Below are 26174 nucleotides of genomic sequence, written 5' to 3'. Positions count from 1 at the left end.
GGGTTTTCTTGGCATGAGATTTCTAAGCTAATTACGCATTTCTGACTATGACTTTATTGATTGTTATTCTTTGTATTGTACTGCTTGTTTTATTGATTACCGTTGGAAAAACCAATGCCTTCATTGCCTTTTTAATTACGTCTATTACGGCAGGTTGCTTCATGGGTATTCCTCTCGACCAAATCAGCAAATCTATTCAGAAAGGCATGGGCGATATGCTTGGTTCGCTAGTTATTATTATTGCCTTGGGGGCTATGTTGGGCAAATTGGTAGCCGAAAGCGGTGCTGCTCAGCAAATTGCTTCGGTAATGATGAAAATTTTTGGTGTCAAATACATTCAGTGGGGTTTAGTTTGTACGGGGTTTATTATTGGTATTCCTTTGTTTTATAATGTAGGCTTTGTATTGATGATTCCTTTGATTTTTTCGGTAGTGTATCAGTACAAATTGCCAGCCGTGTATATAGGCCTTCCTATGCTTGCTTCGCTGTCGGTAGCTCATGGTTTTTTGCCGCCACACCCCTCTCCTGCGGCTTTGGTAGCACAGTTTCATGCCGACATGGGCAAAACCCTATTATATGGTATTGCTATTGCTATTCCTGCTATTATTATTGCGGGGCCATTATTTGCCAGAACCCTCAAAAATATCAAATCAGAACCAAATTTGTCTTTTTCGGGTAAAAACCTACAGAATAAGCCTTTACCAAGTAGTTTCATAAGTTTTTTTACATCGTTATTGCCAGTGTTTTTACTAACAGGTACTACACTTGCCACCACCTTGTTTTCAACTCATGACAACCTTATCAGGCTATGCCATTTTATTGGCGACCCTTCTATGGTTATGTTGATTGCTGTGATAGTGGCCACTTTTACTCTGGGTGTCAATCAACACCAAAGTATCAAAGACACTATGACTATCTATAGCGATTCGGTAAAAGACGTAGCAATGGTATTACTGATTATTGCTGGTGCTGGTGCTTTGAAACAAATTTTTATGGATAGTGGCGTAAGCAACGAAATTGCAGGAACACTCAAAAACATAGCGATTCATCCTCTTATATTGGGGTGGTTAATATCGGCATTTATTCGGGTTTGCCTTGGTTCGGCTACGGTAGCAGGACTCACTACGGCTGGTATTATGGCACCCTTGATGGGCGAGCTACACGTTGACCCCAATTTGATGGTATTGGCAATTGGAGTTGGTAGCCTCATGTTTTCACATGTGAATGACCCTGGTTTTTGGATGTTCAAAGAATATTTCAACCTCAGTATGAAAGATACCCTACGCTCGTGGTCGATGATGGAGTCTATTGTAGCAGTTACTGGCCTAATGGGCGTATTAATCATCGACTTCATTTTTTACTAATATATACGCCAATATCATACCACTTAATACTTGTTTACTCATTCTTATTAATGTATAAATTATGAAACTAAAATCTTATCTCTTTATCGGCTTTTTTTGTTTAGCATTTTATGGTTTTGGTCAAAAACAACAAACCAATAATTTACCTAATCGGGTCAACTGGTTTCAGGATTTAGGTTTCGGAATGTTTATTCACTGGAATGTAGATGTGTCGTTGGGTGCTGTAATTAGTCACTCTATGGCTGGGGCTTCTACCGAATATGTAAACAAATACATCGCCGAGTTGCCAAAGTTCTTTAATCCACAAAAATTTAATCCACAAGAATGGGCTAAATTGGCCAAATTGGCAGGAATGAAGTACGTAGTTTTTACAACAAAACACCATTCAGGTTTTTGTATGTTCAATACCAAAACTACGCCTTTCAATGTCATGAATACCCCCTTTGGTCGTGATATTACCAAAGAAGTAATAGATGCCTTTCGCCAGCAAGGGATTGCTATTGGTATTTACTTTTCGCCCGAAGATTTTTATTTTTTCCATAAAAACAATATTCCTATTGGCCGTTTGCAATTGCCTCAGCATTTTCCAGCCAAAAATCCTAGTTTGATGGATTACGATAAAAAGCAATTACAAGAGCTATTGACCAACTATGGCAAAATCGACATTTTGTTTATTGATGGCCCTGGCGATGGCCTGCGTGAATATGCTTGGAGCTTGAACCCCGAGCTGGTAATTACTCGTGATATTATGACTACGCCAGAGCAAAACACACCAGACGAGCCAATGCCCCGCCCATGGGAGGCTTGCTACACAATGGGTACCGACTGGCAATATAAGCCAACCAACGACCCTCATAAATCGGGTACAGAAATTATTAATATGTTGGTAGAAATGCGTGCCAAAGGGGGTAATTTTTTACTCAATGTAGGCCCTAAACAAGATGGCGAAATCCAGATTGAACAGCAGGCTCTTTTGCAGGAGGTGGCTTTGTGGAACTTTGCCAATGCCGAAGCTATATATGCCGTCAAGCCTTTGCCTGTAGTACGTGAAGACAATATTTGGTACACTCAGTCGAATGATGAAAAGTATATTTATGCTATTGTACAAAGAAATACCCCCAACGACTGGAAGTATGGTACTCGCAAAAATTTGGTACTAACCCACCTTGAGGGTAACGCCAATACCAAGGTGAGTATTTTGGGCTACAAAAGCGAGCTGGTAGAATACAAAAATGGCTTCGATGCTAGTACTTATTTGGCACCTACTTCAATAGGATTAGTAATCAGTGCCGTCAATGGACAACGCTTCTATACCAACAATCAATGGGGCAATGCTGTAGTTTTGAAAATAGAAAATGCTAAATTTAGAAAAAATATTACTAGCAAGACCTCTCAAAGTACTATAGATGGAGCAAAGTAAACCCAACAAAATCAGTAATAACCTTCAATTTTCAATAAAAACAATTATGGAACAAATCACAGAACAACTTACGCCAGAACAAGCTTTTGAACAATTAGGCCTTTCGTTACCTCCTGCACCACTGCCTTTGGGTGTTTATAAACCTTATTTAATCGACGGCAAATATTTGTATGTTTCTGGACATGGCCCTGTCCAAGACGATAAAAGATTAATTATTGGCAGAATTGGCCGTGAATTAAACATGGAAGAGGGGAAAATGGCTGCTCGTCAGGTTGGGCTTACCATTCTTTCTACTATCAAAACACATATTGGTAGCTTGGATAAAGTAAAAAGAGTTATCAAGATTTTGGGCATGGTAAACTGCGTCGACACCTTTGAAAGACATCCTTATATTATTAATGGTTGTAGCGAACTTTTTGCCGAAATCTGGGGAACAGAAAATGGTATCGGTGTAAGAAGTGCTGTAGGAATGGGTACTCTTCCCGACAATATTCCGGTAGAAATAGAGGCTTTGTTTGAACTACATGATTAAGCTAGTTCATTAGAAATGATTGAGTAAATTGTGAATTTATATATTAATTCTTCAACCAATAAAGAGCTGGTAAACAACCATTTATCAATAATAGGCATATCCCAAAATACTTATCTAATTGATGTTCTATTCATAATTTACTCAATCTCGATCAATAACTAACTCCCAATCAAGTCAATCACAATTCACTAAATTTTAAAACCAATATGGTTTTTCAACCTCCTCAAATAGTCGCATTTGGTGAGCTACTCATGAGACTGAGTTGTCCGAATGGGTTGCGATTCAACCAAACCGACTCTTTTGACGCTTATTATGCTGGTGCCGAAGCCAACGTTTGTGTGCTATTATCTCGCTTAGGAGTCGATACCCGATTGATTACACGCCTTCCTGCCAATGAGTTGGGGTACACAGCCACCGAACACCTTCAAAAACAACGTGTAGATACCTCCAAAATACTTTTTGAAGGACAAAAAATAGGCTTATATTTTACCGAAAACGGCAATGGTATTCGTTCTACAAGGGTTATATACGACCGAAAAAACTCTTCTTTTTCTCAATTACAAAAAGGGCAAATTGATTGGAAAACGGTACTCAGAGGAGCATCGGTATTCCATTGGTCGGGTATTGCGGCAGCAGTTTCAGCATCGGCAGCCCAAGTTTGCGAAGAGGCCATAGAGGCGGCGGTATCGCTTGGCATCACGATTTCGGTCGATTTTAATTATCGCTCAACCCTTTGGGACTATGGCAAGTTACCGTCCGAAATTATGCCCAAGCTCTTAGAAAAGAGCCAAATCGTAGTAGCAGACCTCGATTCGGCAAAGGTATATTTTGGTATCGAAACCAATATTCATGCTTCGTTAGAAGAACGCTTTGAACAATGTACCCAATTGCTCAAAACTTATATGCCACATTTGAGTACATTGGCCATGAGCTTCAGAAAATCGGGCGAAAATCTTTTGCATCACTATTCGGGGGCAATCATGCACCAAAATACTTTTCAGTATTCTAAAACGCATATTTTACCCCATATTACCGACCAAATCGGTAGTGGAGATTCGTTTACAGGTGGTTTGCTGTACGCTATTTTACAGCAATATTCACCTGCCCAAAGCATAGAATTTGCTACTGCTTGTGGCGTTATCAAACAAAGTATTCGTGGCGATTTTGCTGTAATCAGAAAAGAAGAGGTAGAACAGCTTATCGTAGCGGGTATTTCTGGAAGAATTATTCGTTAAAACGATTACCTTGTTTTAAAAATCATCTGTATTATGACCAATAAACGTGAACTAATTAATAGTCTCCTTAAAAAACAAGGTATCATGCCGTTGTTTTCACACGCCGATACCGACCTGTGCAAACTGGTACTCAAAACATCGTATGAGGCAGGTATTCGTGTTTTTGAATTTGCGAGCCGTACCCCCAACTCGCCCGAAACATTTCAGGCTTTGCGAGAATATGCCAACACGTCTATGCCCGGCATGATGCTTGGTGTGGGTACTATTATTACGGTAGCCGATGCCCAAAGGTATCTGGCCTTAGGGGCTGATTTTATTGTTGCACCTATGTTGAGCGAGGAGGTTGGCTTATTTTGCCGTGACAACGATATTTTTTGGTGTCCGGGGGCTTCTACGCTTACCGAAATTGTAAAAGCCCATCAGCTTGGGGCCGACTTGGTCAAAATCTTCCCTGCCGATGCATTGGGCGGCCCTGCATTTATCAAAGCCATCAAAGCTCCTTGCCCTTGTATTAACATCATGCCTACTGGCGGTGTTACTACTTCCGAAGAAAACCTCATGTCGTGGTTTGCCACAGGGGTACATTGTGTAGGCATTGGTTCAAATTTATTTTCAGCAGAAAGCTTGAGTTCGCCCGAAAAAATCCGTGAACGTGTGGATACTCTTTTGGCAACTATCCAAGCTATTAAAGGTCAATAGCACCATCAATATGAATAATACTACTTGGTACAACTTAGAAAACCCCGAAACACTCGATACTCCGGCATTGGTAGTATATCCAGAACGAGTACAGCATAATATAGATTTACTGATAGGAATGATAGACGATATTAGTCGCCTTCGGCCTCATGTAAAAACCCATAAGAATATTGCTGTTACACAATTATTACAAAACGCAGGTATTACCAAATTTAAGTGTGCCACTATTGCCGAGGCCGAAATGCTGGCTTTATCCAATGCCCCCGATGTTTTGTTGGCGTATCAGCCTGTTGGGGCAAAAATACAGCGTTTTCTCTCTTTAATTGAGCAGTATCCCAATACCCAATTTTCTTGTTTGGTCGATTCCCTCGCCGTTGGACAGGCTATTGCCAGTGCTACAACGCATCAGCCTATTCGGGTGTATATCGACCTAAACGTAGGCATGAATAGAACAGGAATTATGCCCGAAAAGGCTGAAATACTGTTCCAAAACCTCCAAAAACTATCAGGAATTCAAGTAAAAGGCTTTCATGTTTACGATGGCAATATCCGCGATTTGGCACTTGATTCACGCAAAAAAGCCTGCGACCAAGCTTTTGCTCCTGTCGAGCAACTGGTCTATCGTTTAGCCCAGCAGGGTTTCAGCAATCTGGTAATTGTAGCGGGCGGTACACCTACTTTTCCGATTCATGCCCAACGAAAGGATGTTGAATGTAGCCCAGGTACATTTGTATTTTGGGACAAAGGCTACGAAATGGCCTTTCCCGAACAGCCTTTTTTGCCTGCGGCATTGGTACTTACCAAAGTGATTTCATTGCCCGAAGCCACCAAAATATGTTTGGATTTAGGACATAAGTCTGTCGCTGCTGAAAACGAACTTAGCAAACGAGTTCACTTTCTAAATACGCCCAACCTACCTTTTGTTGGACAAAGCGAAGAACATTTGGTTTTGGATGTACCCCAAGGGCATTCATATCAAATTGGCGATATTTTCTATGGCTTGCCTATTCATATCTGCCCTACTGTGGCTCTTTATGAAAAAGCTTTCACAGCCCAACAACAGCAAATTACCCCAACAGAATGGAAAATCGTAGCAAGAGATAGAAAGATTAATACTTAGGAAAGGATACTCATAGGGCTTTCCAACGCTTTTATCAAACGGCTATTTATCTCTTTTATAAAAACAGACAACTACCATGTTTACAATAGATGCCCATCTTGACCTTAGCATGAATGCTATGGAATGGAACAGAGATTTGAGATTAACAGTACAAGAAATTCGTGACCGAGAAATAGGCATGACCGACAAACCCGACCGTGCCAAAGGTACTGTCGCTTTTCCTGAATTACGAAATGGAAATATAGGTTTGGTTGTAGCCACCCAAATTGCCCGATACGTTGCTCCCGACAATCCCTTACCGGGTTGGGCATCGCCCCAACAAGCATGGGCACAAACCCAAGCACAGGTATCATGGTACAAGGCGATGGAAGAATGTGGCGAAATGACTCAAATCAATGATTTGGCTAGCCTCGAAAATCACCTTGCTTTGTGGAACGACGGCACACCCAACCATCAAAAACCCATTGGCTATATCCTAAGCCTTGAAGGGGCTGATTCGTTGGTAACTATCGACCACGTTGAGCGAGCTTACCATTATGGATTACGTGCTATTGGCCCTGCTCATTATGGTCCAGGCAGATACGCCCAAGGTACTGATGCCACGGGTTTTATGGGCGAAAAAGGCAAAGCTCTACTCAAAGAGATGGAACGCCTTAATATTATCCTGGATGCTACACACTTATGCGACGATAGCTTTTGGGAAGCAATGGACAATTTTCAAGGAAATGTATGGGCAAGCCATAACCTTTGTCGTAGTTTGGTTAATCATAATCGCCAATTTAGCGACGAGCAAATCAAAGAACTTATTAGTCGTGGAGCGGTAATTGGGGGTGCTTTAGACACTTGGATGATGGTACCCAACTGGGTAAGAGGGGTGTCTACTCCTGAAGGCATGAACTGTAACTTGGAAGTTATGATTGACCACCTCGACCATATTTGTCAGCTCGCAGGAAATGCCTTGCATATTGGTATTGGTTCGGATTTGGATGGGGCTTTTGGCAAAGAACAAAGCCCTTACGACCTAGAAACCATTGCTGATTTACAAAAAATCCCTGATATGCTTACTAAAAGAGGCTACTCGCCAAGCGACATCAAAAACGTAATGCACGGCAACTGGCTTAGATTTTTGAGAAAAGCATGGCAATAAGCCCCAAAAACACTACTTCCCTTTGATCATAGAGATGAGCTATCCGTTCATCTCTTCTTATTTCAGCCCCAAACGAATTTCCTATGAAAAAAATATCCCTTATATTTTTACTATTTTGTTGGCTAATGCCTCTTGTATATGCCCAAAATACCCTAAACATTATTCCCCAGCCTGTTTCTATTCAGCAATATTCTACGCATTTTGTAATAGGTAATCAGGTATCTTGCTCATGGGACAATACTGCTTTAGCCACTCAAGCCGAGTTATTACAGGAAGCTTTTTTGACCCTGACAGGTGGTAAAAAACTCATTACGCAAAATACTCAACAGCACATCAAACTAATCGTTGCTCCGCAAACGGTAGAACAAACAGAAGGCTATCAACTAGAGATACAGCCCCATCAGATTCAAATTGTTGGCCATGATGAAGCTGGCGTATTTTATGGTGTTCAAACCCTCATACAACTTTTGTATCAGCACAAAACCCAGTTGCCTAGTTGTAAAATCATCGACTATCCTCGTTTTGGCTATCGAGGTTTGCATTTAGATGTAGGCAGAAATATGTTTTCGTTAGGTTTTCTCAAAAAATATATTGACCTGTTAGCTTTTTACAAACTTAATACCTTCCACTGGCACTTGACCGAAGACCAAGGCTGGCGAATAGAAATCAAAAAATATCCCCGCCTACAAAGCGTATCGGCCTATCGCAACGAAACCATTATTGGTCACAAAAAAGACTCACCACATCGCTTTGACGGTAAAAGGTACGGTGGCTATTATACCCAAGAAGAAGTAAAAGAACTGGTAAAATATGCCCAAATTCGTCATGTAACTATTATTCCAGAGATAGAAATGCCCGGCCACGCACGAGCAGCCTTAGCGGCATATCCTCAGCTGGGTTGTACTGGAGGGCCTTATCAAACTGCTACCTTTTGGGGGGTATTTGATGATGTTTTTTGTGCTGGCAACGACAGTACTTTTCTTTTTTTGACCAATGTATTGGATGAAATCTTGCCCTTATTTCCGTCCAAATATATCCATATTGGAGGCGACGAATGCCCTAAAGTGAGGTGGAAAACTTGCCCTAAATGCCAAAAAGTACTACACGATAATCACTTGACCGACGAGCATGAGTTACAAAGCTATTTTATCCAAAAAATTGAAAAATATGTTAACCAAAAGGGTAAAAGTATTATCGGTTGGGACGAAATTTTGGAAGGAGGACTAAGCCCTAATGCCACCGTTATGAGCTGGCGAGGGGAAGACGGGGGTATTGCTGCAGCACAACAAAAACACGATGTTATCATGAGTCCCGAAAGCCATTATTACCTCGACTATTACCAGTCTTTACACCTCGACGAGCCTATTGCAACAGCAGGATTCACCCCACTACAAAAGGTATATAATTATGAACCCGTACCAGCGGTACTTTTGCCAAGCGAGCAAAAGTATATCAAGGGGATCCAAGCCAATGTTTGGTCTGAATATTTAATTTCTGAGGCTCAAGCCGAATACATGGTTTTTCCAAGGGCCTTGGCTCTTGCCGAAACGGCTTGGTCGCCTAAGGTAGCAAAAAATTACCCCTTTTTTTTACAGCGTTTACGAAAACACCAGGCTATTCTAGCAGCCAAAAAGGTGAATTTCTTCAAGTGTTTTGAAGAAATCGACTATTCGTTTACAACCTATGCCACAGGAAAAACCTCTATAATCATGAATACGACTTTGCCCAATGCCCAAATTCGCTATTCGCTCGATGGGCATATTCCACAAATTACCGACCCTATTGTTCCTAAAGAATTATTGATTGAAAAAACCAATACTGTAAAAGCCCAAATCTTTGTAGGAAAGAAACCCTATGGAAAAGTTTTTGAACAAATGGTCGACATCAATAAAGCTACAGGCAAAAAAATAACGCTGACCAATGCCCCTAAGGGAAATTTTAACCCTAAAAATCCTTTTACTCTTAACAATGGGATTATTGGCACACATCGGTATAATGAAGGGCAATGGTCGGGCTTTAGTGGCGAAAACCTTGAGGCTGTTGTAGACCTTGAAAAAAGCCAAAACATCAAAGAAATAGGTATTAGTATATTAAAATATCATTGGCAAAGAATGTGGGAACCCAGTGTTTTGACCTTCGCCATTTCAAACGATGGGCAAAACTTTATAGAAGTGTATCAACAAACAGCATTTCCCTCAAATGCCATCAATACGATTAAAGTACCTATTACTCCAATATCGGCACGTTATATAAAAATTACGGGTATCAACAAAGGGATTGTACCAGCAGGTGAGTACGGAGCAGGAAATAAAGCATGGCTTATTGTAGATGAAATTGTGGTAAACTAGACTTGTACAACGGAATTATACGATGCCTGATTTTAGGTTCGTTTCATATCCTTGTAACACTCCCCGAGATCAGTTTTTTGAATCTATGCTAGGTATTTTCCTTGTTAGCTGGCAAATTTATTTGGTAATTATCTACAAATAGATAGGCAACGAGCTACAAGCTATTACCCATTCCAATAACCACAAGACGGGTTTGTAATATTGTGGCTTATAACTCTGATTAATTTTGCCATAACTTATCCCAAACAAGTATAAATTTGAGTATAAAAAGTACTATTTTGCATTTTGAAACCAATATATTTCATACAGTACAATGATTGATTGTAAAGCCTAGTATTTATCAGCGATTCAATCCTTCAAAACCCAAGAATATCAATTCATCCAATATTATCGAAAACTATAAAACTATGCTTGATTTTCAAATAAAAGAGCAAAACACAGTATTTGACGTAGTAATTGTAGGCTCGGGTGCTGGTGGAGGTATGACCGCCCACGAGCTAACCAAAGCAGGAGCAAAAGTTTGTGTTTTGGAAGCTGGTCAGCCTTATGACCCTGCCGACCCCAAAAATATTACGCAACTCAAATGGCCTTGGGAATCGCCAAGACGTGGTGCAAATACCACTCGCCCTTTTGGCGACTTTGATGCTGCGTATGGTGGCTGGGACATTGATGGCGAGCCTTATACAAGGGTAGCTGGCACTAAATTCGACTGGTTTCGTTCTCGTATGGTGGGTGGCCGTACCAACCACTGGGGACGTATTTCTTTGCGTTTTGGACCAGACGATTTTCGCAGAAAAAGCCTAGATGGTCTTGGCGACGACTGGCCGATTGGCTATGACGACATTAAGCCCTATTATGACCGTCTGGATAGATTAGTAGGCGTATTTGGGTCGGTAGAAGGACTTCGCAACGAGCCAGATGGTATATTTTTACCTGCTCCCAAACAACGTTTACATGAGTTGATGATTCAGAAAGGCAACAAAAACTTAGGTATTCCTACAATTCCTTCACGTCTTTCTATTTTAACAAAACCTATCAACAACGAGCGTGGCCAATGTTTTTACTGTAGCCAATGTAGTAGAGCGTGTCAGGCCTATGCCGACTTTTCGTCGTCATCGGTTTTGATTAAGCCTGCCTTAAAAACAGGTAATCTAACCCTGATTACTTATGCAATGGCTCGTGAGGTACTTACCGACCCTGCTACAGGCTTGGCAACGGGCGTTTCGTATGTCAATACGTTCGATATGAAGGAGTACACAGTAAGAGGCAAAATCGTGATTTTGGCTGCCAGTGCTGGCGAAACGGCTCGTTTGTTATTAAACTCAAAATCGGCTCGTTTTCCACAAGGACTAGCCAACTCTAGTGGTATTGTAGGGCGTTATATCAACGACTCAACGGGGGCGTCTAGGGCTGCTATTGTACCTGCTCTTTTCGACAGAAAAAGATACAATGAAGATGGTGTAGGCGGTATGCACGTTTATACGCCTTGGTGGCTCGACAACAAAAAACTAGACTTCCCAAGAGGGTATCATATCGAATACTGGGGGGGTATGGGTATGCCAGCGTATGGTTTTGGATGGGGTATTGAGGGCATCAACGGCCGATTCCCTAGCCGCTCAGGAATTCAGCAAGCTGCAGGTGGATATGGGGCATCGCTCAAAGACGACTATCGTCGTTTTTATGGGGCTTATATTGGTATGGCTGGCCGTGGCGAACCTATTCCTTTGGAAAGTAACTATTGCGAAATCGACCCTAATGTAGTAGACAAATATGGTATTCCTGTTTTGCGATTCCATTATAAATGGAGTCAGCACGAAATCAATCAGGCTAAACACATGCAGGATACTTTTGAACAAATTATCCATGAACTAGGAGCTATTCCGCTAGGAGCAAAACCTGGTGCCGACCGCAATTATGGCTTGGAAGATCCTGGCAAAATCATTCACGAAGTAGGAACGGCTCGTATGGGTAACGACCCTAATAAGTCCGTTTTGAATAAACACTGCCAAGCACACGATGTCAAAAATCTATTTGTAGCCGATGCTGCTCCTTTTGTAACACAAGGCGACAAAAATGCTACATGGACTATTATGGCTTTGGCTATGCGTACTTCAGAGTTTATTATCAATGAAGTGAAAAAGAAAAATTTATAATTTGAGGTTTTCCAATCAACAATTATACCATGAAAAGAAGAGATTATCTTAAAAATATAGGTTTTACCTCGCTCGGTATGGCCGTGCTTGGTGCTGATGCCGAAGCAGCAGAACTGTTAGATAAACCAAAACCCAAAGGGAAGTCGGTATTGGCCAAAAATGCCGAAATCAAAATTCCGGGAGGACGTACCAAAGATGAGGCAATCCGTGATGCCAAATTAATGGCCGAAAAGTTTTTTACCGACCACGAAATGAAAACTATTACGGTGTTGGTAGATATTATTATTCCTGCCGACGATAAGTCGGGAAGTGCTTCGCAAGCTGGTGTGCCTGCCTTTATTGAATTTATGGCCAAAGACCGCCCAACGGAATTTAAAACACCCCTTCGTGGAGGTTTGCGTTGGCTCGATTCTCAGTCAATAAAACGCTTCAACAAAAACTTTATCAGTCTTACCGAAAAACAAAGATTGGAGATTGTTGATGATATTGCCTATCCAGAAAAAGCTCAACCTCAATTTTCACAAGGGGTTTCTTTTTTTAGCCTGATGCGTAACCTAACCGCTTCTGGATTTTTCTCTAGCGAAATGGGTATCAACGACATAGGCTACGTTGGCAACCGTCCAAACGAATGGAATGGCGTACCCGACGAGGTACTCAAACAATATGGGTTAAGCTATTAGTAAATAGTACGTGAACAGGATTTTTAGCATTAAGAGATTTACAGGATGACAGTATTTGTATACTTTTCCTGTAAATCCTTAAATCCTGTTGTAATATCCTTCTACTAACCATAGCCTCTAGCAATTCTTCGTCTACTGCTTACAATTCAGTAATGCCTTCCTCCTCACTTTTGATTTTTCATATATTCTCTACCAAAAATTGGAAAAAAAACGTTTAGAGATGTAAATTGCAGTACGGTTTTTGTAATAAAAACATAAAACCTACCGCTAAAACAACATTACACATCCTTAAATACCTTAATAATAGTGACTCAGATTACGAAGCAGTTTTTTTCTCTTACCTTGTTATTTGTTTTAGGCATCATTGCCTGTTCACATCAGCCTAACCAATGGGGCGATGAAGCAACTTCCAAAACTTCTGTAAGAAACGACAGTATTGCCAAATTTTTTGACCCTCAATTAGCCGCTAAAAAAGCTGCCAAACTTGATACATTTTTCAAACATTTGCACAAAACCGCCAAATTTAATGGTGCTGTTTTGGTATCGCAGTACGGAAAAATTATCTATAAAGGGGCTTTTGGTTATGCCAATTTTAGCAAAAAAGATACCAATACCACCCAAACACTCTTTCAATTGGCATCGGTATCGAAACAGTTTACAGCGGTAGCCATTATGCAATTGCACGAAAAAGGCTTAATAGATTACAACGACCCTGTTTATAAATTTATTCCAAATTTTCCTTACGACCCAAGCATCACTATCCGCAGTTTGCTTACACACTGCTCGGGTATTCCTAATTATGCTTATGCCTTAGACAAAGTTGTTGACAAAAAAACACCTATGACCAACGAGCAAATCGTTAGTCTATTTGCCAAATACAAGCCTGGTATCAACTACCTGCCCAATGCCCGATTCAATTATAACAATTCTAATTATGTGGTATTGGCTTATATTGTAGAAAAACTATCGGGAATGTCTTTTAGAGAATATGCTCAGAAAAAGCTATTTGCTCCTGCGGGTATGTCAAAAACCTTTATTTATGACCCTACTCATACCGAACAGGTAGCCCATGCAGCCGTAGGCCATACTCCTCGTAGAGGAGGCTATTGGCAAATTCCATTCGACCACCTCGATGGGGCCGTCGGTGACAAAGGCATATACTCGACTGTCGAGGATATGTACAAATGGGATATGGCACTCAATAGCGAAAAACTGGTAAAGCTTGCCACACTACAAGAAGCATTTCAGCCAGCTCATCATTTCAGAAACCTTATCAACAAAAACTACGGCTATGGCTGGCGTTTGCAATTATTAGACGATGGCTCTTGGCTTACTTTTCATACAGGTTGGTGGCATGGCTTCAAGAATTACTATTTGCACAATCAAAAAGATAATTCATCTATTATTATTTTACAAAATGTAGCCAATCATGCTTTGGCTCGTGTAAAGGTGGCACAGTCTATTCTGTATCCCGAAAAGGCATGGTACTTTATGAATGGCGAAAGTATTCCTGAAGAAGTAGAAGGTGGTCATGAAAAATAAGGCACTTGTATAGTGCTATAATATTTTGTTGCTACCAACGTTTAAAATGAAGTTTAAGGGACTGAAGTATTTAAAACAATAAAAATTACTATAACTTTACAAGCATTAAGTAAAACGACAAATAGAAACAAATCAAAAATACAGTATGATGCCTTTCTGGTTGGCAGGTTGCTTAATATTTTGAAAAGAGTAAGGTTATTGATAGCAAAAATCCATTATTTAGACAAACACTTATTCTTTCAAATACGAAATTTCCCAAAGCTTCAAAACCAAATTTCTCCAACATCATGAAGATGAAATCATTACTTCTCGGAATTTTTCTATTGGTGACTGGCCTCAACCTCTCTGTTCAAGCTCAGAGCGAAGACGAGGCTGTCAAAACCTGTGTTAACAATTATTTAGAAGGTGTGCTAAAAGGCGATACCGCTCGCTTGAACCGTGCTTTTCACCCAACAGCTATGCTTAGAAGCATCAATACCAACACTGGTGCTTTGCAAGATATTCCTGTAAGAAGATTTGTTGCAACAACACCTGCAGGGGGTATCCAAACCAAAGGAGGCTCAACCAAGCTGGTTTCATATTCATATATTGGCGTATCGGCTTTGGCAACAGTAGAGCTCCGTTTTGGAGAATTCAAATATGTTGACTTATTGAGTATGCTAAAATTTGGCGACGACTGGAAAATCGTAAGCCGTGTATTTAGTCGTGCCGATTTGGATGCTACCGTAAAAGGAAGTGGTGCTGTAGCTGGCAATACTACCGCTACTGCTCCTGCTCCAAAACCTGTCAAAAAATCATCTGCCAATGTGAAGCCTAAAGCTGACGACGGCTGGTAAAAATAACCAATACCATTATCGATATTCATTCAGGCAAGCTCATAGGCCTGAATGAATATACTTCTACAATACTAAATCATTAATTCCTCTCTGAAATTCCCAACTACTTTTGTACCTTTGCGTTTTCTAAATTTTAGGCATTAGGTATTAGTCCTTTAAGTGATTAGGGAACTGGTCGTTGAAAGTATTTTTCAGCCCTCCCCTAACAACTTTACCTAATCACCTAATCACCTTGATAAACTAATTACCTAAAAAATGGGAAGAGCATTTGAATTCCGTAAAGCAAGAAAATTTAAAAGATGGGGCCAAATGGCCAAAACATTTACCAAAATTGGTAAAGATATTGCAATTGCAGTAAAGGCAGGAGGAACAGACCCTAACTCTAACTCTCGTTTACGTGCCATTATGCAAAATGCTAAGGCTGTAAACATGCCTAAAGTAAACGTTGAAAATGCTATCAAACGTGCTTCATCAAAAGACCAAGAGGATTATAAAGAGGTAGTTTATGAAGGATACGGTGCTCATGGTATTGCTGTTTTGGTAGAATGTACTACCGACAACACCAACCGTACTGTAGCCAACGTTCGTAGTTATTTCAACAAATGTGGTGGTAGCCTTGGTACTTCGGGGATGCTCGACTTTATTTTCGACCGTAAGTGTATTTTTAAAGTTGCCAAAACTGAGAATATCGACGTTGAAGAACTCGAACTCGAACTTATCGACTTTGGTGCTGATGAGGTTTTCTTGGATATAGAAACCAACCAAGTAAATATCTATGGTGAATTTGCCGCTTTTGGGGCTATTCAAAAATACTTAGAAGAAAATGGTTTTGAATTGCAAGGTGCCGACTTTGAAAGAATCCCTAACGATACAAAAGAGTTAACTGAAGAGCAAATCGCTGACGTTGAAAAACTTATCGAAAAACTTGAAGAAGATGACGACGTTCAAAACGTATATCATAATATGCGTTAAGAATACCCCTTATATAACAAAAGCGGCCTGCTGAGGTCGCTTTTGTTATATCATAATAACTTATCTTTTATGCCCTAATGCTCATTTGATTACATCACAATTGGTTATGCTTTGCATTGTAGGCTACTGCAAAAATAATCCCTTCCAGAATAATACCTACCGTAGCCGTAAAGGTATCGCCAAGCCAAATCAAAATTGTACTGAATACAATGAACAAAGCTATGAGTTCAAATGTTGATAAGTCATTTTCTGTTTCGTGCGAATGATGTGTATTTCCCATAGTCAAAATGAATAGTTATATTTTTTATGGAATATATATAATTTCAAACATTACTCCTAGTATTTTTTTATATATTCATGCTTGTGAACTTCTTGATAATCAAATTTTAATGAAAATTTCATTCGATTTGCTATTTATGTGGCTGCTAATAGCGTTTACTGGTAATACAAACGGTGTTTTTGCTCAGTCACGAACCAAATTTGTGCCTTTCCAAATGAACGAGCCTATTGTTCCATACAAGTTCTATATCCTTCGTGTAATTGATACAAGAACGGAAACTAGCAATATTGGAAAAGTTTTTGTGCAAAATAACCTTGTTGCTTCTCTAAAGCCAAGTATTTCTCTTGGTAAAATAATTCCTCAATATTATAAGTCTACATTTAAAAATGATTCTACGGCCTACCCTATCGAAATCCATATCCATACTTTTGAGATTGAAGAAAAAATTCAGGATAAAAAAATTATAGGCAAATGCTCGATTGGCTTAGACTTTCACTATTATCGTACCAACGAGCCTGTCAAAATTACTCATTTCAATAATTCTACCAATTATAGCCGCTCGATAGGTGAATACGACAATTACCAGCAGATAATTGATAAGATCCTCCGCAAATCAGCTCTGTATCTCAACCAATGGATGAAAGTAAACTATGATGCTAATCCACAACTTGGACAAAGTATCAAAATCAATATTTTGCCCGATTATGGTTATGAAAATCCAGAAAAAGGAGATACCATATTTTGGCATCCTACTAGAAAACTTCGTTGGAGCGACTTTGAAGGCAAACCTTCGCTCAATAACAAATATGCAGCACAGGTTTTTACCAACTTTGAATACACTGGCAATGCCAAAATGGTAAAAGGTATTATCCAAATAGATTTACAAATGAAGGCTTATATGCTCAAATCCTCGTCTTGGAACGCTACGGCTGGCAATAGCCTGAGTGCTTTAGCACATGAACAACTCCATTTTGATATTACCAAAACCATTATTGAACGATTTAAAAGAAAGGCTTTAACTATTAGCTCGCCCGAAGATTACGACAGCGAACTACAGCTACTATTTATAGATATGTACCGAACTATGAACCAGCTCCAAAAACAATATGACAGCGATAGCGGGCATTCTATCAATATTGTTGGACAAGAAAAATGGCGAAGTGATATTCAAGAAGAGCTAAATATGTATCTGAAAATGTAAAGCTGAAAACAATGATTCAACCTTTAATTCTATTTGCCTATTACTAGCAGATAAATAGTTTACCTGCTAGTAACAAAACATGATTCCATTATATTATTAAAGCCCTACCAATTTGGCATTTCTACTTATGAGGTTGTAGTTCGCCAGCAGGAATTGTCTTTGTGATGGTATCTTGCAAAGCCTTTGCCCAAGAGGCAATCGCCTTGGTATCGTCTTCTGACAGAATAGCATCTTTATGAATCAGTGTATATGATTCTAAAGGCATCCAGTGGTCGCTTACTGCCTCGCCTACTTCTTCTAGCTTATGTGCTGCTTTTTTGGGTTTGTAAGTAGCAAATTCCGAAAAATTCAATTCTTGCTTTCCTTCTTCAATATGGTGATTAATCCACCATCCCAGTGGCTGAATATTGGTATACCATGGGTATTTTGTGTTGTTTGAATGACAATCATAACATGATGTTTTCAGTACTTTTTGTACATTATCGGGTACAAGGTATTGTTTGGTAATATCATTGGCACTTACACCTACCGATTCATTGCGGGCTGGTCTGATAAACTGTATTAGTACCAATATTCCTACAAAACCCAATAAAATGTTTTTCTTGTTCATAATACATTGCGTTGTTAAGTTATAGCTGAAATTGTTAAAAACATAGAAAATACCAGAAGAAGGCCTATAAGCACGACACTCTGCACTTCATTAAAAACCCTCGAAACCTTTATTTGGGTTTATCATCCAACAGGAATTTGAGTTTTTCAACTTTTATAATCAATTACACAATCTCAAAATCCCACATCCATTGGTGGAGATTTTTCGACAAAATATCTTACCCTTTTGATAAGCCTTGACATATCCCAAGGCTTATCACTGATAATGTACTACAAATTAGTATTTTTATGAAAACATCTTGCTATATTTTGTGTCATAAGTAAGTAAGTAAAACACCCGATTGCCCAATAAGAAGATACATTAACAATGGTACGATTAAACCATCGATTCACCCAATAACTTATATAAATTATGCCAAGTGTTGCCCCTATACAACTTATCAGGTCTTCTGAAGCTAATCCAGAATGGCAATATCTGGACGACCTTGTTGCCATAGAAGAACCCCTAGAAATACGCATTGGCTATGGCTCTAGTCAGCACAGACAACAAAAAAGCTTGGCGGTTACCATGCGAACTCCCAATCATGACTTTGAACTGGCCACAGGTTTTTTATTTACAGAAGGAATAATCCAAGATTTCACTCAAATTAATAGCATTAAATATTGTAGCGACCAAGGCAAACAGGCCCACGCCAACAATATTGTTCGGGTGGAACTACAACCTACCGTTGTAGTTAATTGGCAACAGCTCGACCGCAATTTTTATATGACTTCAAGCTGTGGTGTTTGTGGGAAGGCATCTATCGAGGCTATTGCTCAAAACTGCCCTGTGTTGTCGCCTCCGAGGCCTATACTATCGACTGCCATATTGCACGAATTGCCCAAGCGACTACATCAACAACAGGCTGTTTTTCAGCACACTGGCGGACTCCATGCCGCAGGGCTATTCAATACCGAAGGCCAATTGCATTGTATCCGAGAAGACGTAGGACGACACAATGCCGTCGACAAGGTGATTGGGGCTAGTATTTTACAAAATAATCCACTCAACAATACCATCTTGCTGGTGAGTGGAAGGCTTAGTTTTGAGCTTGTCCAAAAAGCCCTTATGGCTGGTATTCCTATTTTAGTAGCCATTGGAGCCCCCTCTAGTTTAGCAATTCAATTAGCTCAACAATTTCAAATGACCCTAATAGGCTTTTTACGCAATAACCATTTCAATATTTATGCAGGACACGAACGTATTTATATTTCAGAAAACTATTTTGTATCATGAAAAATACTAAAAATATAGCAGCCCAACCACCACTTACCTTTACAGGCTTGGAGCAAGGTAAGCCCCAAAAAGTTGCTGCAGGTGTAAAAGCCGTTACCAATGCTATCAAACATGTTTTTGGAGCGATGAATATAGCCAGAGGTACTAAGGTATTGCTAACCCTAAACCAAAAAGGCGGAATAGACTGCCCCTCGTGTGCATGGCCCGACCCCGATGGCGAACGCTCGTCGGTAGCAGAATACTGTGAAAATGGAGCTAAGGCTATTGCCGAAGAAGCCACAACGCTCAAAGTTGGCCCTGTCTTTTTTCAGCGTTATTCGGTAGCAGCACTTTCGCAAAAATCAGATTACTGGCTTGGCCAACAAGGACGCTTAACGCATCCTATGGTGATTGAACAAGGACAAACACATTATAAGAAAATTACTTGGGAAGATGCTTTTCAGCTTATTGCCGATAACCTCAACGAACTGGCATCGCCCAACGACGCTATATTTTATACCTCTGGGCGTGCCTCTAATGAAGCCGCTTTTTTGTATCAACTTTTTGTTCGCCAATTTGGTACTAATAACCTTCCCGACTGCTCTAATATGTGCCACGAGTCGAGTGGCTCGGCATTGGTAGAATCTCTGGGGTTAGGCAAAGGCTCGGTTACATTAGAGGATTTTAACCATGCCGAAGTAATTCTGATTTTAGGACAAAACCCCGGTACAAACCACCCTAGGATGTTGACAGCATTGGAAGAAGCCAAACACCGTGGAGCTAAAATTATTAGTGTAAACCCTTTATTTGAAACAGGGCTATTGGCTTTTAAACACCCTCAACATATTGCCGATATGCTGGGTAGTGGCACTCAGCTAACAGATATATACTTACCAATAAAAATCAATACCGACCTAGCGTTGCTCAAGGCTATTATGATTTTACTGGCTCAACAAGAACAAGCTAATCCTAATACCGTTTTTGACCACGATTTTATTCAAAATAATACTACTGGCTTCGATACCTTTTTAGAGGATTTATTGAAAAATGACCTCCAACAACTGGCCAATGAATGCGGTATTCCGTTACAACAGATTAAGGAAGCAGCCGATGTACTGGCTCAACACAAACGAATTATTGCCTGCTGGGCTATGGGGCTTACCCAACACAAAAATTCGGTATTGACCATTCAGGAACTAGTTAATTTGCTATTGCTCAAAGGAAGTATCGGCAAAAAAGGAGCTGGTACTTGCCCTGTACGAGGACATTCCAATGTACAAGGCGACCGTACAATGGGTATTTATGAAAAACCAAGTGAGGCTTTTCTAGAAAAAATCCAAGAAGTATTTGGCTTTACTCCTCCTCGAAAACACGGTTATGATGTTGTAAACGCTATCAAGGTCATGCACCAAACCAAAGGAAAGGTATTTATGGCTTTGGGGGGCAATTTTCTATCGGCTACTCCCGACACCGAATTTACCGCTCAGGCGTTACGCAACTGCCAGTTAACGGTTCAAATTTCGACAAAACTAAACCGTAGCCATTTGGTTCATGGTAAAAAAGCCTTGATTTTGCCAGCTCTTGGTCGTTCTGACGAAGACCGCCAGGCGGGTGGAGTTCAGTTTGTCAGTACCGAAAACTCGATGGGCGTTGTTCAAATGTCAAAAGGAAATTTAACACCACCAGCTCCAACAGTATGGAGCGAACCTGCTATTATAGCTCATATTGCCGCTAAAACCTTTTCCAAGAGTACTATCCAATGGGAAAAACTCGTAGACCACTACGACCATATTCGTGACTTGATAGAACAAACTATTCCGGGTTTTGAGGACTATAATTATCGTGTACGGCAAGAAGGCGGGTTTTATCTACCCAATGGCCCACGAGACGGTATTTTTAATACTACTACCCAAAAAGCTAATTTTAAGGTATGTCCTATTACTTTTCTAAACTTAGCAGACAACGAATACCTAATGATGACAATCAGAACTCACGACCAGTTCAATACTACTGTATATGGGTTAGACGATAGATACAGAGGTATTTATCAAGAAAGACGAATCATTTTTATGAATCAAACCGATATAGAGAAAGCTCAGTTGCAGCCCTATCAAATCGTAGATTTACATAACTTTCACGACAATGTTTATCGTAAAGCAGAACGGTTCATTGTAGTGCCTTATCTGATTCCATCTCAAAACGTAGCTACGTATTTTCCAGAAGCCAATGTTTTAGTACCTATCACTAGCGTAGCTGATGTTAGCAATACACCTACCTCAAAATCGGTAGTAATTACGATTACGCCTGTTTTAGACGAAGAATTGCAAGAACAATTTGCTGAGGTAAAAACAATTGCCTAGTATCTGAGCCAAAGTTTATTTAGGGCTTGTTGTAAGCCCTAAATAGCCTTAATTAGCCTTTTTACTTTCGGCTTTTGCTACTTCTGGACGCTTAGATACATTTCTGATATTTACTAATTTCACCAAAACTTCAAACCAGAATGGTGCTCCATACGACAAAGCCGAGATTGTAATTATCCAACCCAATACGGTTTGGATAGAGCCCACTGTGGCCTTCAGTTCGCTAGCACTGTGAACACCTCCCCAACCTATCGGAATACCCAAATCACTGGCTTTTTGGTATTGATAACGAATGAATAATTCTTTTAGTTTTAGGCTATCTTTTGCTGTTTGTGGACTCAGCAAAGAAGGATTTGTTTGGCCAACTTGCTGCATAAAATCTACATTTTCGGCAACAACAAAATCCTGATAACGAGATTGTTGTGCTACATTGGTGGCTTGCTGCACCATTGTAGCTCGCAATGCTGGGTTATTGTAAATAGCCGATGTAATTTTTATGGTATCAAGATTAAACAACAAGGTACATCCTATCGAAACAGCCCATACAACCCGCTGATTATAACGCTTGTACCAATACGAAATTTGTTCCATATAGGCATTGTACCAAGCCTCGATATTAGCCTGAAATTCTTCTTGTGTATTGGATTTTTTTACCAAACTTAGCAGTAAATCTTTGATTTCACCTTGTTGTTTTAGAATCGCTTCTCTGAAATATTCGATGTCTTCTACACGTGCATCAGCTTTATTGGTAAGCTCGTTGAGCAATACTTGTACAAATAGTGAGGGCTGAATATATGACACTGGCCTTCTCCACAAAAAAGTAGTACCATCTGAAAAGTGTTTCATCAAAACCGTTGTCGAGAAAATATCAACGACTCTTTTCCCTTCAATTGTTCCGCCTATTTTGTTGAGGGCATGCCAAAGGAATTTATGCCTTTTTTCAAAAAGACTATTGATAAACTCGGTAATACCAGAAATAAACATACTGGCAATAAAATAGAAGAAAGTCAATGAGATAGAAACCTCTAAGAAAGTAGGTAGCATAGCTTTAATGTGTGAGTCGTGTGATTTTGTGCAAAAGAAATAAATATTAAAACAAACTAAGGCAATCACCTCAAATACTTTTTTTTTGGTAACAAAAAAGCCCTCAAGAATAACTTGAAGGCTTTTTGACTTATCTATCCCTTTTACTTAAACAAATGATACGGTTCATTAATTGACCCAAACCATCAAACTAACTCAATAATACATTAACCTTAAAACACCCGAAATATTCTTAGCAACTTTCAGGGTTTGTCGTGTGTAGCCATATTCGTTATCGTACCAAATATAGAGTACGATACTTTTGCCATCTTGTGAAACAATCGTTGCTGGGCTATCAAAAACAGCCGCACAAGGACTTCCTATAATATCGGACGAAACCAATTCTTCCGACAATGAGTATTCTATTTGTTCTACCAAATCGCCCGACAAAGCGGCATTTCTGATAATTTCATTTACCTCTTTTTTAGTAATCGGGCGGGCAACCTGTAAGTTTAATACCGCCAGTGAACCATTAGGCGTAGGAACACGAATAGCATTACCAGTGAGTTTTCCAGCCAATTCAGGAATTACCTTGGCAACGGCCTTGTCGGCACCCGTTTCGGTAATTACCAAGTTTTGTGCAGCCGAACGCCCCCTTCTTGATTTTGGATGATAATTGTCCAAAAGATTCTGGTCGTTGGTATATGAGTGTACCGTTTCTATATGTCCTCTTTCTATACCAATTTGTTGATTAATCACCGACAAAATCGGTACAATAGCATTGGTAGTACAAGATGCTGCCGAAAAAATCGTTTCGTTTTCGTCGTAAGCATAGCTATTCACCCCTGCCACAATATTCGGAATATCGCCTTTGCCCGGTGCTGTCAGCAATACTTTACTTACTCCTTTCGATTTAAGGTGCTTACTCAACCCTTCACGGTCACGTTTTACCCCTGTATTATCAATAATAAGGGCATCTTCAATACCAAAAGCCGTATAGTCAATTTGGTCTGGCGACGACGCATTAATCATTTGTACACGTTGCCCATTAATAATCAGGCATCTATTTTCTACATCAACAGCCACAGTACCCGGGAAAGGACCATAAATCGAGTCATTTCTGAGTAAATCAGCTCTTTTGTGAATATCCTGAGCGGTGTGGTCTCGGGTTACAATTGCTCTTAAACGCAACTGCTCACCTTTACCCGCCATACCCACAAGCATCCGAGCCGCCAAGCGACCAATACGACCAAAGCCATACAATACAACATCTTTGGGAACAAGATTCAAGCGGTCTTTTCCAATAAAATCTTCTAACTTGGTTACAACAAACTGTTTGGTATTGTCATAAAAATCTTTCTCTTGCAGCCACTCACTACCCAAACGCCCCATGTCGATACGAGAAGGCGAAATTTCTATTTCGTGGATAGCCTGTGCCAATGCCAAGGTAACTTGTACAGTAATAGCTTGACCAACAAAATTTTGTGCATAATCATGTAAACTCAATAACCCTGAAGAACTTACGTCAAACATTTGGCTTCTAAATAGCAATAGCTCTACCGACTTTTCAAACCAGAGCTTCCCAACAACATTGACCAGTTCGAGGGCTGCTTTTTCGTCCTCAATCCAACTACTCAATTGCGTTTCATAAGTGAGTTCTTGTACCATGATATACTAATTTCAAGAGTTTGTTTTGTTATAAGAAAAGATTTTATCGAAATGATGATGCAAAACTATAATAGCGTAAGTTAATATCTAAGCGAATTTTCGCTAAATAAATATAGTTTGAAAAATAATTAAGAGAAGGCTAGATTTTGTCTTAAAAATATTTTTACCTTTGCCCCCGAAACTTCTAAAAAGGCATATTGCCACCAAAAGCCCATGATTCTATAATTACTCATCCCTACTTGGCGATGAATCTCTTCTTTTTTGTAACACTACACAGCTTTGTAGTGCTTTTTTTGTTTTCCAGAAAGCTATATCATTTTACATTTCTTATTTTCTTGTTCATCAATGAAAAAATACATTGATTTATTCCTCGATGCAATGCGTGGTGAGGAACAAAACTATACTCAAATGAGTATCAACCGAGCTATCTTCTTGTTATCCATTCCGATGATTTTTGAAATGATAGGAGAAGCTCTGTTTGCAATTGTAGATGCTTTTTTTGTATCCAAAATTAGTATCGAGGCCATTGCAACTGTGGGTCTTACCGAGTCTGTACTAACGCTCATTTATTCGGTGGCAATAGGCCTGAGTGCTGCTGCCACAGCCATTGTGTCGCGTAGGGTTGGGGAAGGCAACCGCCAAGAAGCTGGCCATGCTGTAGCACAAGTAGTACTAATTTCGCTGGTATTGGCGGCCTTGGTGGGTATTCCTGGGGCTATTTTTGCCGAAGATATTCTGCGAATTATGGGCGGCGAAGAACACCTTATCCGACAAGGTGTAGGCTTTACTAGACTTATGTTTATGAGTAGTCCTGCTATTATTTTGTTATATACACTTAGTGGAGCTTTGCGTGGTGCTGGCGACGCTTCGAGAGCCATGCGTTCTATTATTTTGGCTAATATTATCAACATGAGCCTAGATGCTATCTTGATTTTGGCTTTACACTTTGGCGTAGAAGGAGCGGCTATTGCTACTACTATTGGGCGTAGTATTGGGGTAATATATCAGATTTATGGCTTACAAAAAGGCAATGGTAATATTCAAATCAAACTGAGTTTGTTTAAGCCCGATTTTGCTATTCTCAAAAACCTTCTGAGTATCGGAGCGGGTGGTACTGGACAATTCTTGATTCAATCGGCTAGCTGGATTTTCCTTACTCGGATTATTTCAAGCTTTGGTAGCGACGCTGTAGCTGGTTATACTATTGCGATCAGAATTATTGTGTTTACGATTTTGCCTGCTTGGGGAATGGCCAATGCTGCCGCAACTCTGGTAGGGCAAAATCTTGGGGCAGGTCAGCCCGAACGTGCCGAAACTTCGGTTTGGCGAACGGCGTTTTATAACATGATTTTCTTGGTTATGATTGGCTTGCTGTTTTTTGGTTTTGCCGAAAACTTTATTGGTGTCTTCAACAATAACCCCAAAGTAGTAGAAGTGGGTGTACTTTGTTTGCAAGTAATGAGCTTGGGATACATTTTCTTTGGCTATGGTATGGTCATTGGGCAGTCGCTAAATGGGGCTGGTGATACCCGCACACCTACACTGATGAATTTTGTGTGTTTCTGGCTTATCGAAATTCCGTTGGCGTATTTACTGGCCCAGTATTTGAAAATGGGGCCATTAGGCGTATTTATTTCTATTGCTGTGAGCGAGTCTATTCTGGCTGTATTGGGGATTTATTTTTTCAAAAAAGGCCGATGGAAAACCATGAAAGTTTAACCGCTTTTGAG

21 protein-coding genes are annotated in these 26174 nt (G+C 40.0%); 17 read left to right on the top strand and 4 right to left on the bottom strand.

All coding sequences use genetic code 11. The annotated features are described in order from the left end of the window. The first annotated feature begins 47 nt into the window (after positions 1-47). The 13 genes from FLEMA_RS0157525 to FLEMA_RS0157430 all read left to right on the top strand — a co-directional run bounded on the left by FLEMA_RS0157525 (position 48) and on the right by FLEMA_RS0157430 (position 16048). The gene (locus FLEMA_RS0157525; RefSeq protein ID WP_026997997.1) at positions 48-1364 is read left to right on the top strand and encodes a gluconate:H+ symporter; all 1317 of its coding nucleotides are present in this window, start codon (positions 48-50) and stop codon (positions 1362-1364) included. Between the two features lie 61 nt (positions 1365-1425). Then, positions 1426-2784: an alpha-L-fucosidase gene (locus FLEMA_RS74615; protein ID WP_044173772.1), complete on the top strand. Its 1359-nt coding sequence runs from the start codon at positions 1426-1428 to the stop codon at positions 2782-2784. A gap of 46 nt (positions 2785-2830) precedes the next feature. After that, positions 2831-3316, top strand: a complete 486-nt coding sequence (locus FLEMA_RS0157515; protein ID WP_044175251.1) for a RidA family protein — start codon at positions 2831-2833, stop codon at positions 3314-3316. A 206-nt stretch (positions 3317-3522) separates the two neighbouring features. After that, a complete protein-coding gene (locus tag FLEMA_RS0157505) occupies positions 3523-4551 on the top strand; it encodes a sugar kinase (RefSeq protein WP_026997355.1) in 1029 nt (342 codons plus the stop codon). Positions 4552-4584: 33 nt separating this feature from the next. Continuing rightward, positions 4585-5250, top strand: coding sequence for a beta/alpha barrel domain-containing protein (locus tag FLEMA_RS0157495; RefSeq protein WP_044173771.1), 666 nt, complete (start codon positions 4585-4587; stop codon positions 5248-5250). Between the two features lie 10 nt (positions 5251-5260). Continuing rightward, complete coding sequence (locus FLEMA_RS0157490; protein WP_026997354.1) at positions 5261-6370, top strand: D-TA family PLP-dependent enzyme; 1110 nt, start codon at positions 5261-5263, stop codon at positions 6368-6370. Positions 6371-6446: 76 nt separating this feature from the next. Then, positions 6447-7517, top strand: coding sequence for a dipeptidase (locus tag FLEMA_RS0157485; protein WP_026997994.1), 1071 nt, complete (start codon positions 6447-6449; stop codon positions 7515-7517). An 83-nt stretch (positions 7518-7600) separates the two neighbouring features. Further along, complete coding sequence (locus FLEMA_RS0157480; protein ID WP_044173770.1) at positions 7601-9865, top strand: glycoside hydrolase family 20 protein; 2265 nt, start codon at positions 7601-7603, stop codon at positions 9863-9865. Between the two features lie 407 nt (positions 9866-10272). Beyond that, positions 10273-12018 carry a GMC family oxidoreductase gene (locus tag FLEMA_RS0157465; RefSeq protein ID WP_026997353.1) on the top strand — a complete coding sequence of 582 codons (1746 nt, stop codon included), beginning with the start codon at positions 10273-10275 and terminating at the stop codon, positions 12016-12018. 29 nt (positions 12019-12047) lie between these two features. Beyond that, positions 12048-12698: a gluconate 2-dehydrogenase subunit 3 family protein gene (locus tag FLEMA_RS0157460; RefSeq protein ID WP_026997352.1), complete on the top strand. Its 651-nt coding sequence runs from the start codon at positions 12048-12050 to the stop codon at positions 12696-12698. Positions 12699-13004: 306 nt separating this feature from the next. Beyond that, a complete protein-coding gene (locus FLEMA_RS74610; protein ID WP_159102735.1) occupies positions 13005-14240 on the top strand; it encodes a serine hydrolase domain-containing protein in 1236 nt (411 codons plus the stop codon). 293 nt (positions 14241-14533) lie between these two features. Beyond that, positions 14534-15076, top strand: a complete 543-nt coding sequence (locus FLEMA_RS0157440; RefSeq protein WP_159102734.1) for a nuclear transport factor 2 family protein — start codon at positions 14534-14536, stop codon at positions 15074-15076. Positions 15077-15331: 255 nt separating this feature from the next. After that, a complete protein-coding gene (locus tag FLEMA_RS0157430) occupies positions 15332-16048 on the top strand; it encodes a YebC/PmpR family DNA-binding transcriptional regulator (RefSeq protein ID WP_026997992.1) in 717 nt (238 codons plus the stop codon). A gap of 94 nt (positions 16049-16142) precedes the next feature. Here the strand turns inward: FLEMA_RS0157430 and FLEMA_RS74605 are convergent, their stop codons facing one another. Continuing rightward, on the bottom strand, positions 16143-16328 hold the full coding sequence (locus FLEMA_RS74605; protein WP_044173769.1) for a hypothetical protein: 186 nt from the start codon (positions 16326-16328) through the stop codon (positions 16143-16145). A 109-nt stretch (positions 16329-16437) separates the two neighbouring features. On the opposite strand from FLEMA_RS74605, the gene FLEMA_RS0157420 reads away from it, so the two are divergent. Beyond that, entirely contained in the window at positions 16438-17529 is a 1092-nt protein-coding gene (locus FLEMA_RS0157420) for a hypothetical protein (protein WP_144080165.1), read from the top strand. A 121-nt stretch (positions 17530-17650) separates the two neighbouring features. Here the strand turns inward: FLEMA_RS0157420 and FLEMA_RS74600 are convergent, their stop codons facing one another. Next, positions 17651-18139 carry a heme-binding domain-containing protein gene (locus FLEMA_RS74600; RefSeq protein WP_044173768.1) on the bottom strand — a complete coding sequence of 163 codons (489 nt, stop codon included), beginning with the start codon at positions 18137-18139 and terminating at the stop codon, positions 17651-17653. Positions 18140-18550: 411 nt separating this feature from the next. Here FLEMA_RS74600 and fdhD point away from each other — a divergent pair, with 411 nt between their 5' ends. Next, positions 18551-19414 carry a formate dehydrogenase accessory sulfurtransferase FdhD gene (gene fdhD / locus FLEMA_RS0157385; RefSeq protein ID WP_026997349.1) on the top strand — a complete coding sequence of 288 codons (864 nt, stop codon included), beginning with the start codon at positions 18551-18553 and terminating at the stop codon, positions 19412-19414. After that, a complete protein-coding gene (locus FLEMA_RS74595) occupies positions 19411-21753 on the top strand; it encodes an FdhF/YdeP family oxidoreductase (protein ID WP_044173765.1) in 2343 nt (780 codons plus the stop codon). Before fdhD ends, FLEMA_RS74595 begins: the two co-directional genes overlap by 4 nt. Positions 21754-21801: 48 nt before the next feature. On the opposite strand, the gene FLEMA_RS74590 is transcribed toward FLEMA_RS74595, so the two are convergent. Both FLEMA_RS74590 and FLEMA_RS74585 read right to left on the bottom strand, forming a co-directional pair. Continuing rightward, positions 21802-22797 carry a hypothetical protein gene (locus FLEMA_RS74590; protein ID WP_044173764.1) on the bottom strand — a complete coding sequence of 332 codons (996 nt, stop codon included), beginning with the start codon at positions 22795-22797 and terminating at the stop codon, positions 21802-21804. A gap of 195 nt (positions 22798-22992) precedes the next feature. After that, on the bottom strand, positions 22993-24444 hold the full coding sequence (locus tag FLEMA_RS74585) for a glyceraldehyde-3-phosphate dehydrogenase (protein WP_044173763.1): 1452 nt from the start codon (positions 24442-24444) through the stop codon (positions 22993-22995). Positions 24445-24789: 345 nt separating this feature from the next. Between FLEMA_RS74585 and FLEMA_RS0157305 the strand changes: the two genes are divergently transcribed. Beyond that, positions 24790-26163, top strand: coding sequence for an MATE family efflux transporter (locus FLEMA_RS0157305; RefSeq protein WP_026997991.1), 1374 nt, complete (start codon positions 24790-24792; stop codon positions 26161-26163). The last annotated feature ends 11 nt before the right edge of the window (positions 26164-26174 follow it).

It is taken from the genome of Flectobacillus major DSM 103, from assembly GCF_000427405.1.
Classification (GTDB): domain Bacteria; phylum Bacteroidota; class Bacteroidia; order Cytophagales; family Spirosomataceae; genus Flectobacillus; species Flectobacillus major.
This window is presented reverse-complemented; position numbering and strand designations above follow the sequence as displayed.

Excerpts from the sequence above, each read along its gene's own strand:
- FLEMA_RS0157525 (WP_026997997.1), top strand. The coding sequence starts at position 48 with ATGACTTTATTGATTGTTATTCTTTGTATTGTACTGCTTGTTTTATTG.
- FLEMA_RS74615 (WP_044173772.1), top strand. The coding sequence starts at position 1,426 with ATGAAACTAAAATCTTATCTCTTTATCGGCTTTTTTTGTTTAGCATTT.
- FLEMA_RS0157515 (WP_044175251.1), top strand. The coding sequence starts at position 2,831 with ATGGAACAAATCACAGAACAACTTACGCCAGAACAAGCTTTTGAACAA.
- FLEMA_RS0157505 (WP_026997355.1), top strand. The coding sequence starts at position 3,523 with ATGGTTTTTCAACCTCCTCAAATAGTCGCATTTGGTGAGCTACTCATG.
- FLEMA_RS0157495 (WP_044173771.1), top strand. The coding sequence starts at position 4,585 with ATGACCAATAAACGTGAACTAATTAATAGTCTCCTTAAAAAACAAGGT.
- FLEMA_RS0157490 (WP_026997354.1), top strand. The coding sequence starts at position 5,261 with ATGAATAATACTACTTGGTACAACTTAGAAAACCCCGAAACACTCGAT.
- FLEMA_RS0157485 (WP_026997994.1), top strand. The coding sequence starts at position 6,447 with ATGTTTACAATAGATGCCCATCTTGACCTTAGCATGAATGCTATGGAA.
- FLEMA_RS0157480 (WP_044173770.1), top strand. The coding sequence starts at position 7,601 with ATGAAAAAAATATCCCTTATATTTTTACTATTTTGTTGGCTAATGCCT.
- FLEMA_RS0157465 (WP_026997353.1), top strand. The coding sequence starts at position 10,273 with ATGCTTGATTTTCAAATAAAAGAGCAAAACACAGTATTTGACGTAGTA.
- FLEMA_RS0157460 (WP_026997352.1), top strand. The coding sequence starts at position 12,048 with ATGAAAAGAAGAGATTATCTTAAAAATATAGGTTTTACCTCGCTCGGT.
- FLEMA_RS0157440 (WP_159102734.1), top strand. The coding sequence starts at position 14,534 with ATGAAATCATTACTTCTCGGAATTTTTCTATTGGTGACTGGCCTCAAC.
- FLEMA_RS0157430 (WP_026997992.1), top strand. The coding sequence starts at position 15,332 with ATGGGAAGAGCATTTGAATTCCGTAAAGCAAGAAAATTTAAAAGATGG.
- FLEMA_RS74605 (WP_044173769.1), bottom strand. The coding sequence starts at position 16,328 with ATGGGAAATACACATCATTCGCACGAAACAGAAAATGACTTATCAACA.
- FLEMA_RS0157420 (WP_144080165.1), top strand. The coding sequence starts at position 16,438 with ATGAAAATTTCATTCGATTTGCTATTTATGTGGCTGCTAATAGCGTTT.
- FLEMA_RS74600 (WP_044173768.1), bottom strand. The coding sequence starts at position 18,139 with ATGAACAAGAAAAACATTTTATTGGGTTTTGTAGGAATATTGGTACTA.
- fdhD (WP_026997349.1), top strand. The coding sequence starts at position 18,551 with ATGCCAAGTGTTGCCCCTATACAACTTATCAGGTCTTCTGAAGCTAAT.
- FLEMA_RS74595 (WP_044173765.1), top strand. The coding sequence starts at position 19,411 with ATGAAAAATACTAAAAATATAGCAGCCCAACCACCACTTACCTTTACA.
- FLEMA_RS74590 (WP_044173764.1), bottom strand. The coding sequence starts at position 22,797 with ATGCTACCTACTTTCTTAGAGGTTTCTATCTCATTGACTTTCTTCTAT.
- FLEMA_RS74585 (WP_044173763.1), bottom strand. The coding sequence starts at position 24,444 with ATGGTACAAGAACTCACTTATGAAACGCAATTGAGTAGTTGGATTGAG.
- FLEMA_RS0157305 (WP_026997991.1), top strand. The coding sequence starts at position 24,790 with ATGAAAAAATACATTGATTTATTCCTCGATGCAATGCGTGGTGAGGAA.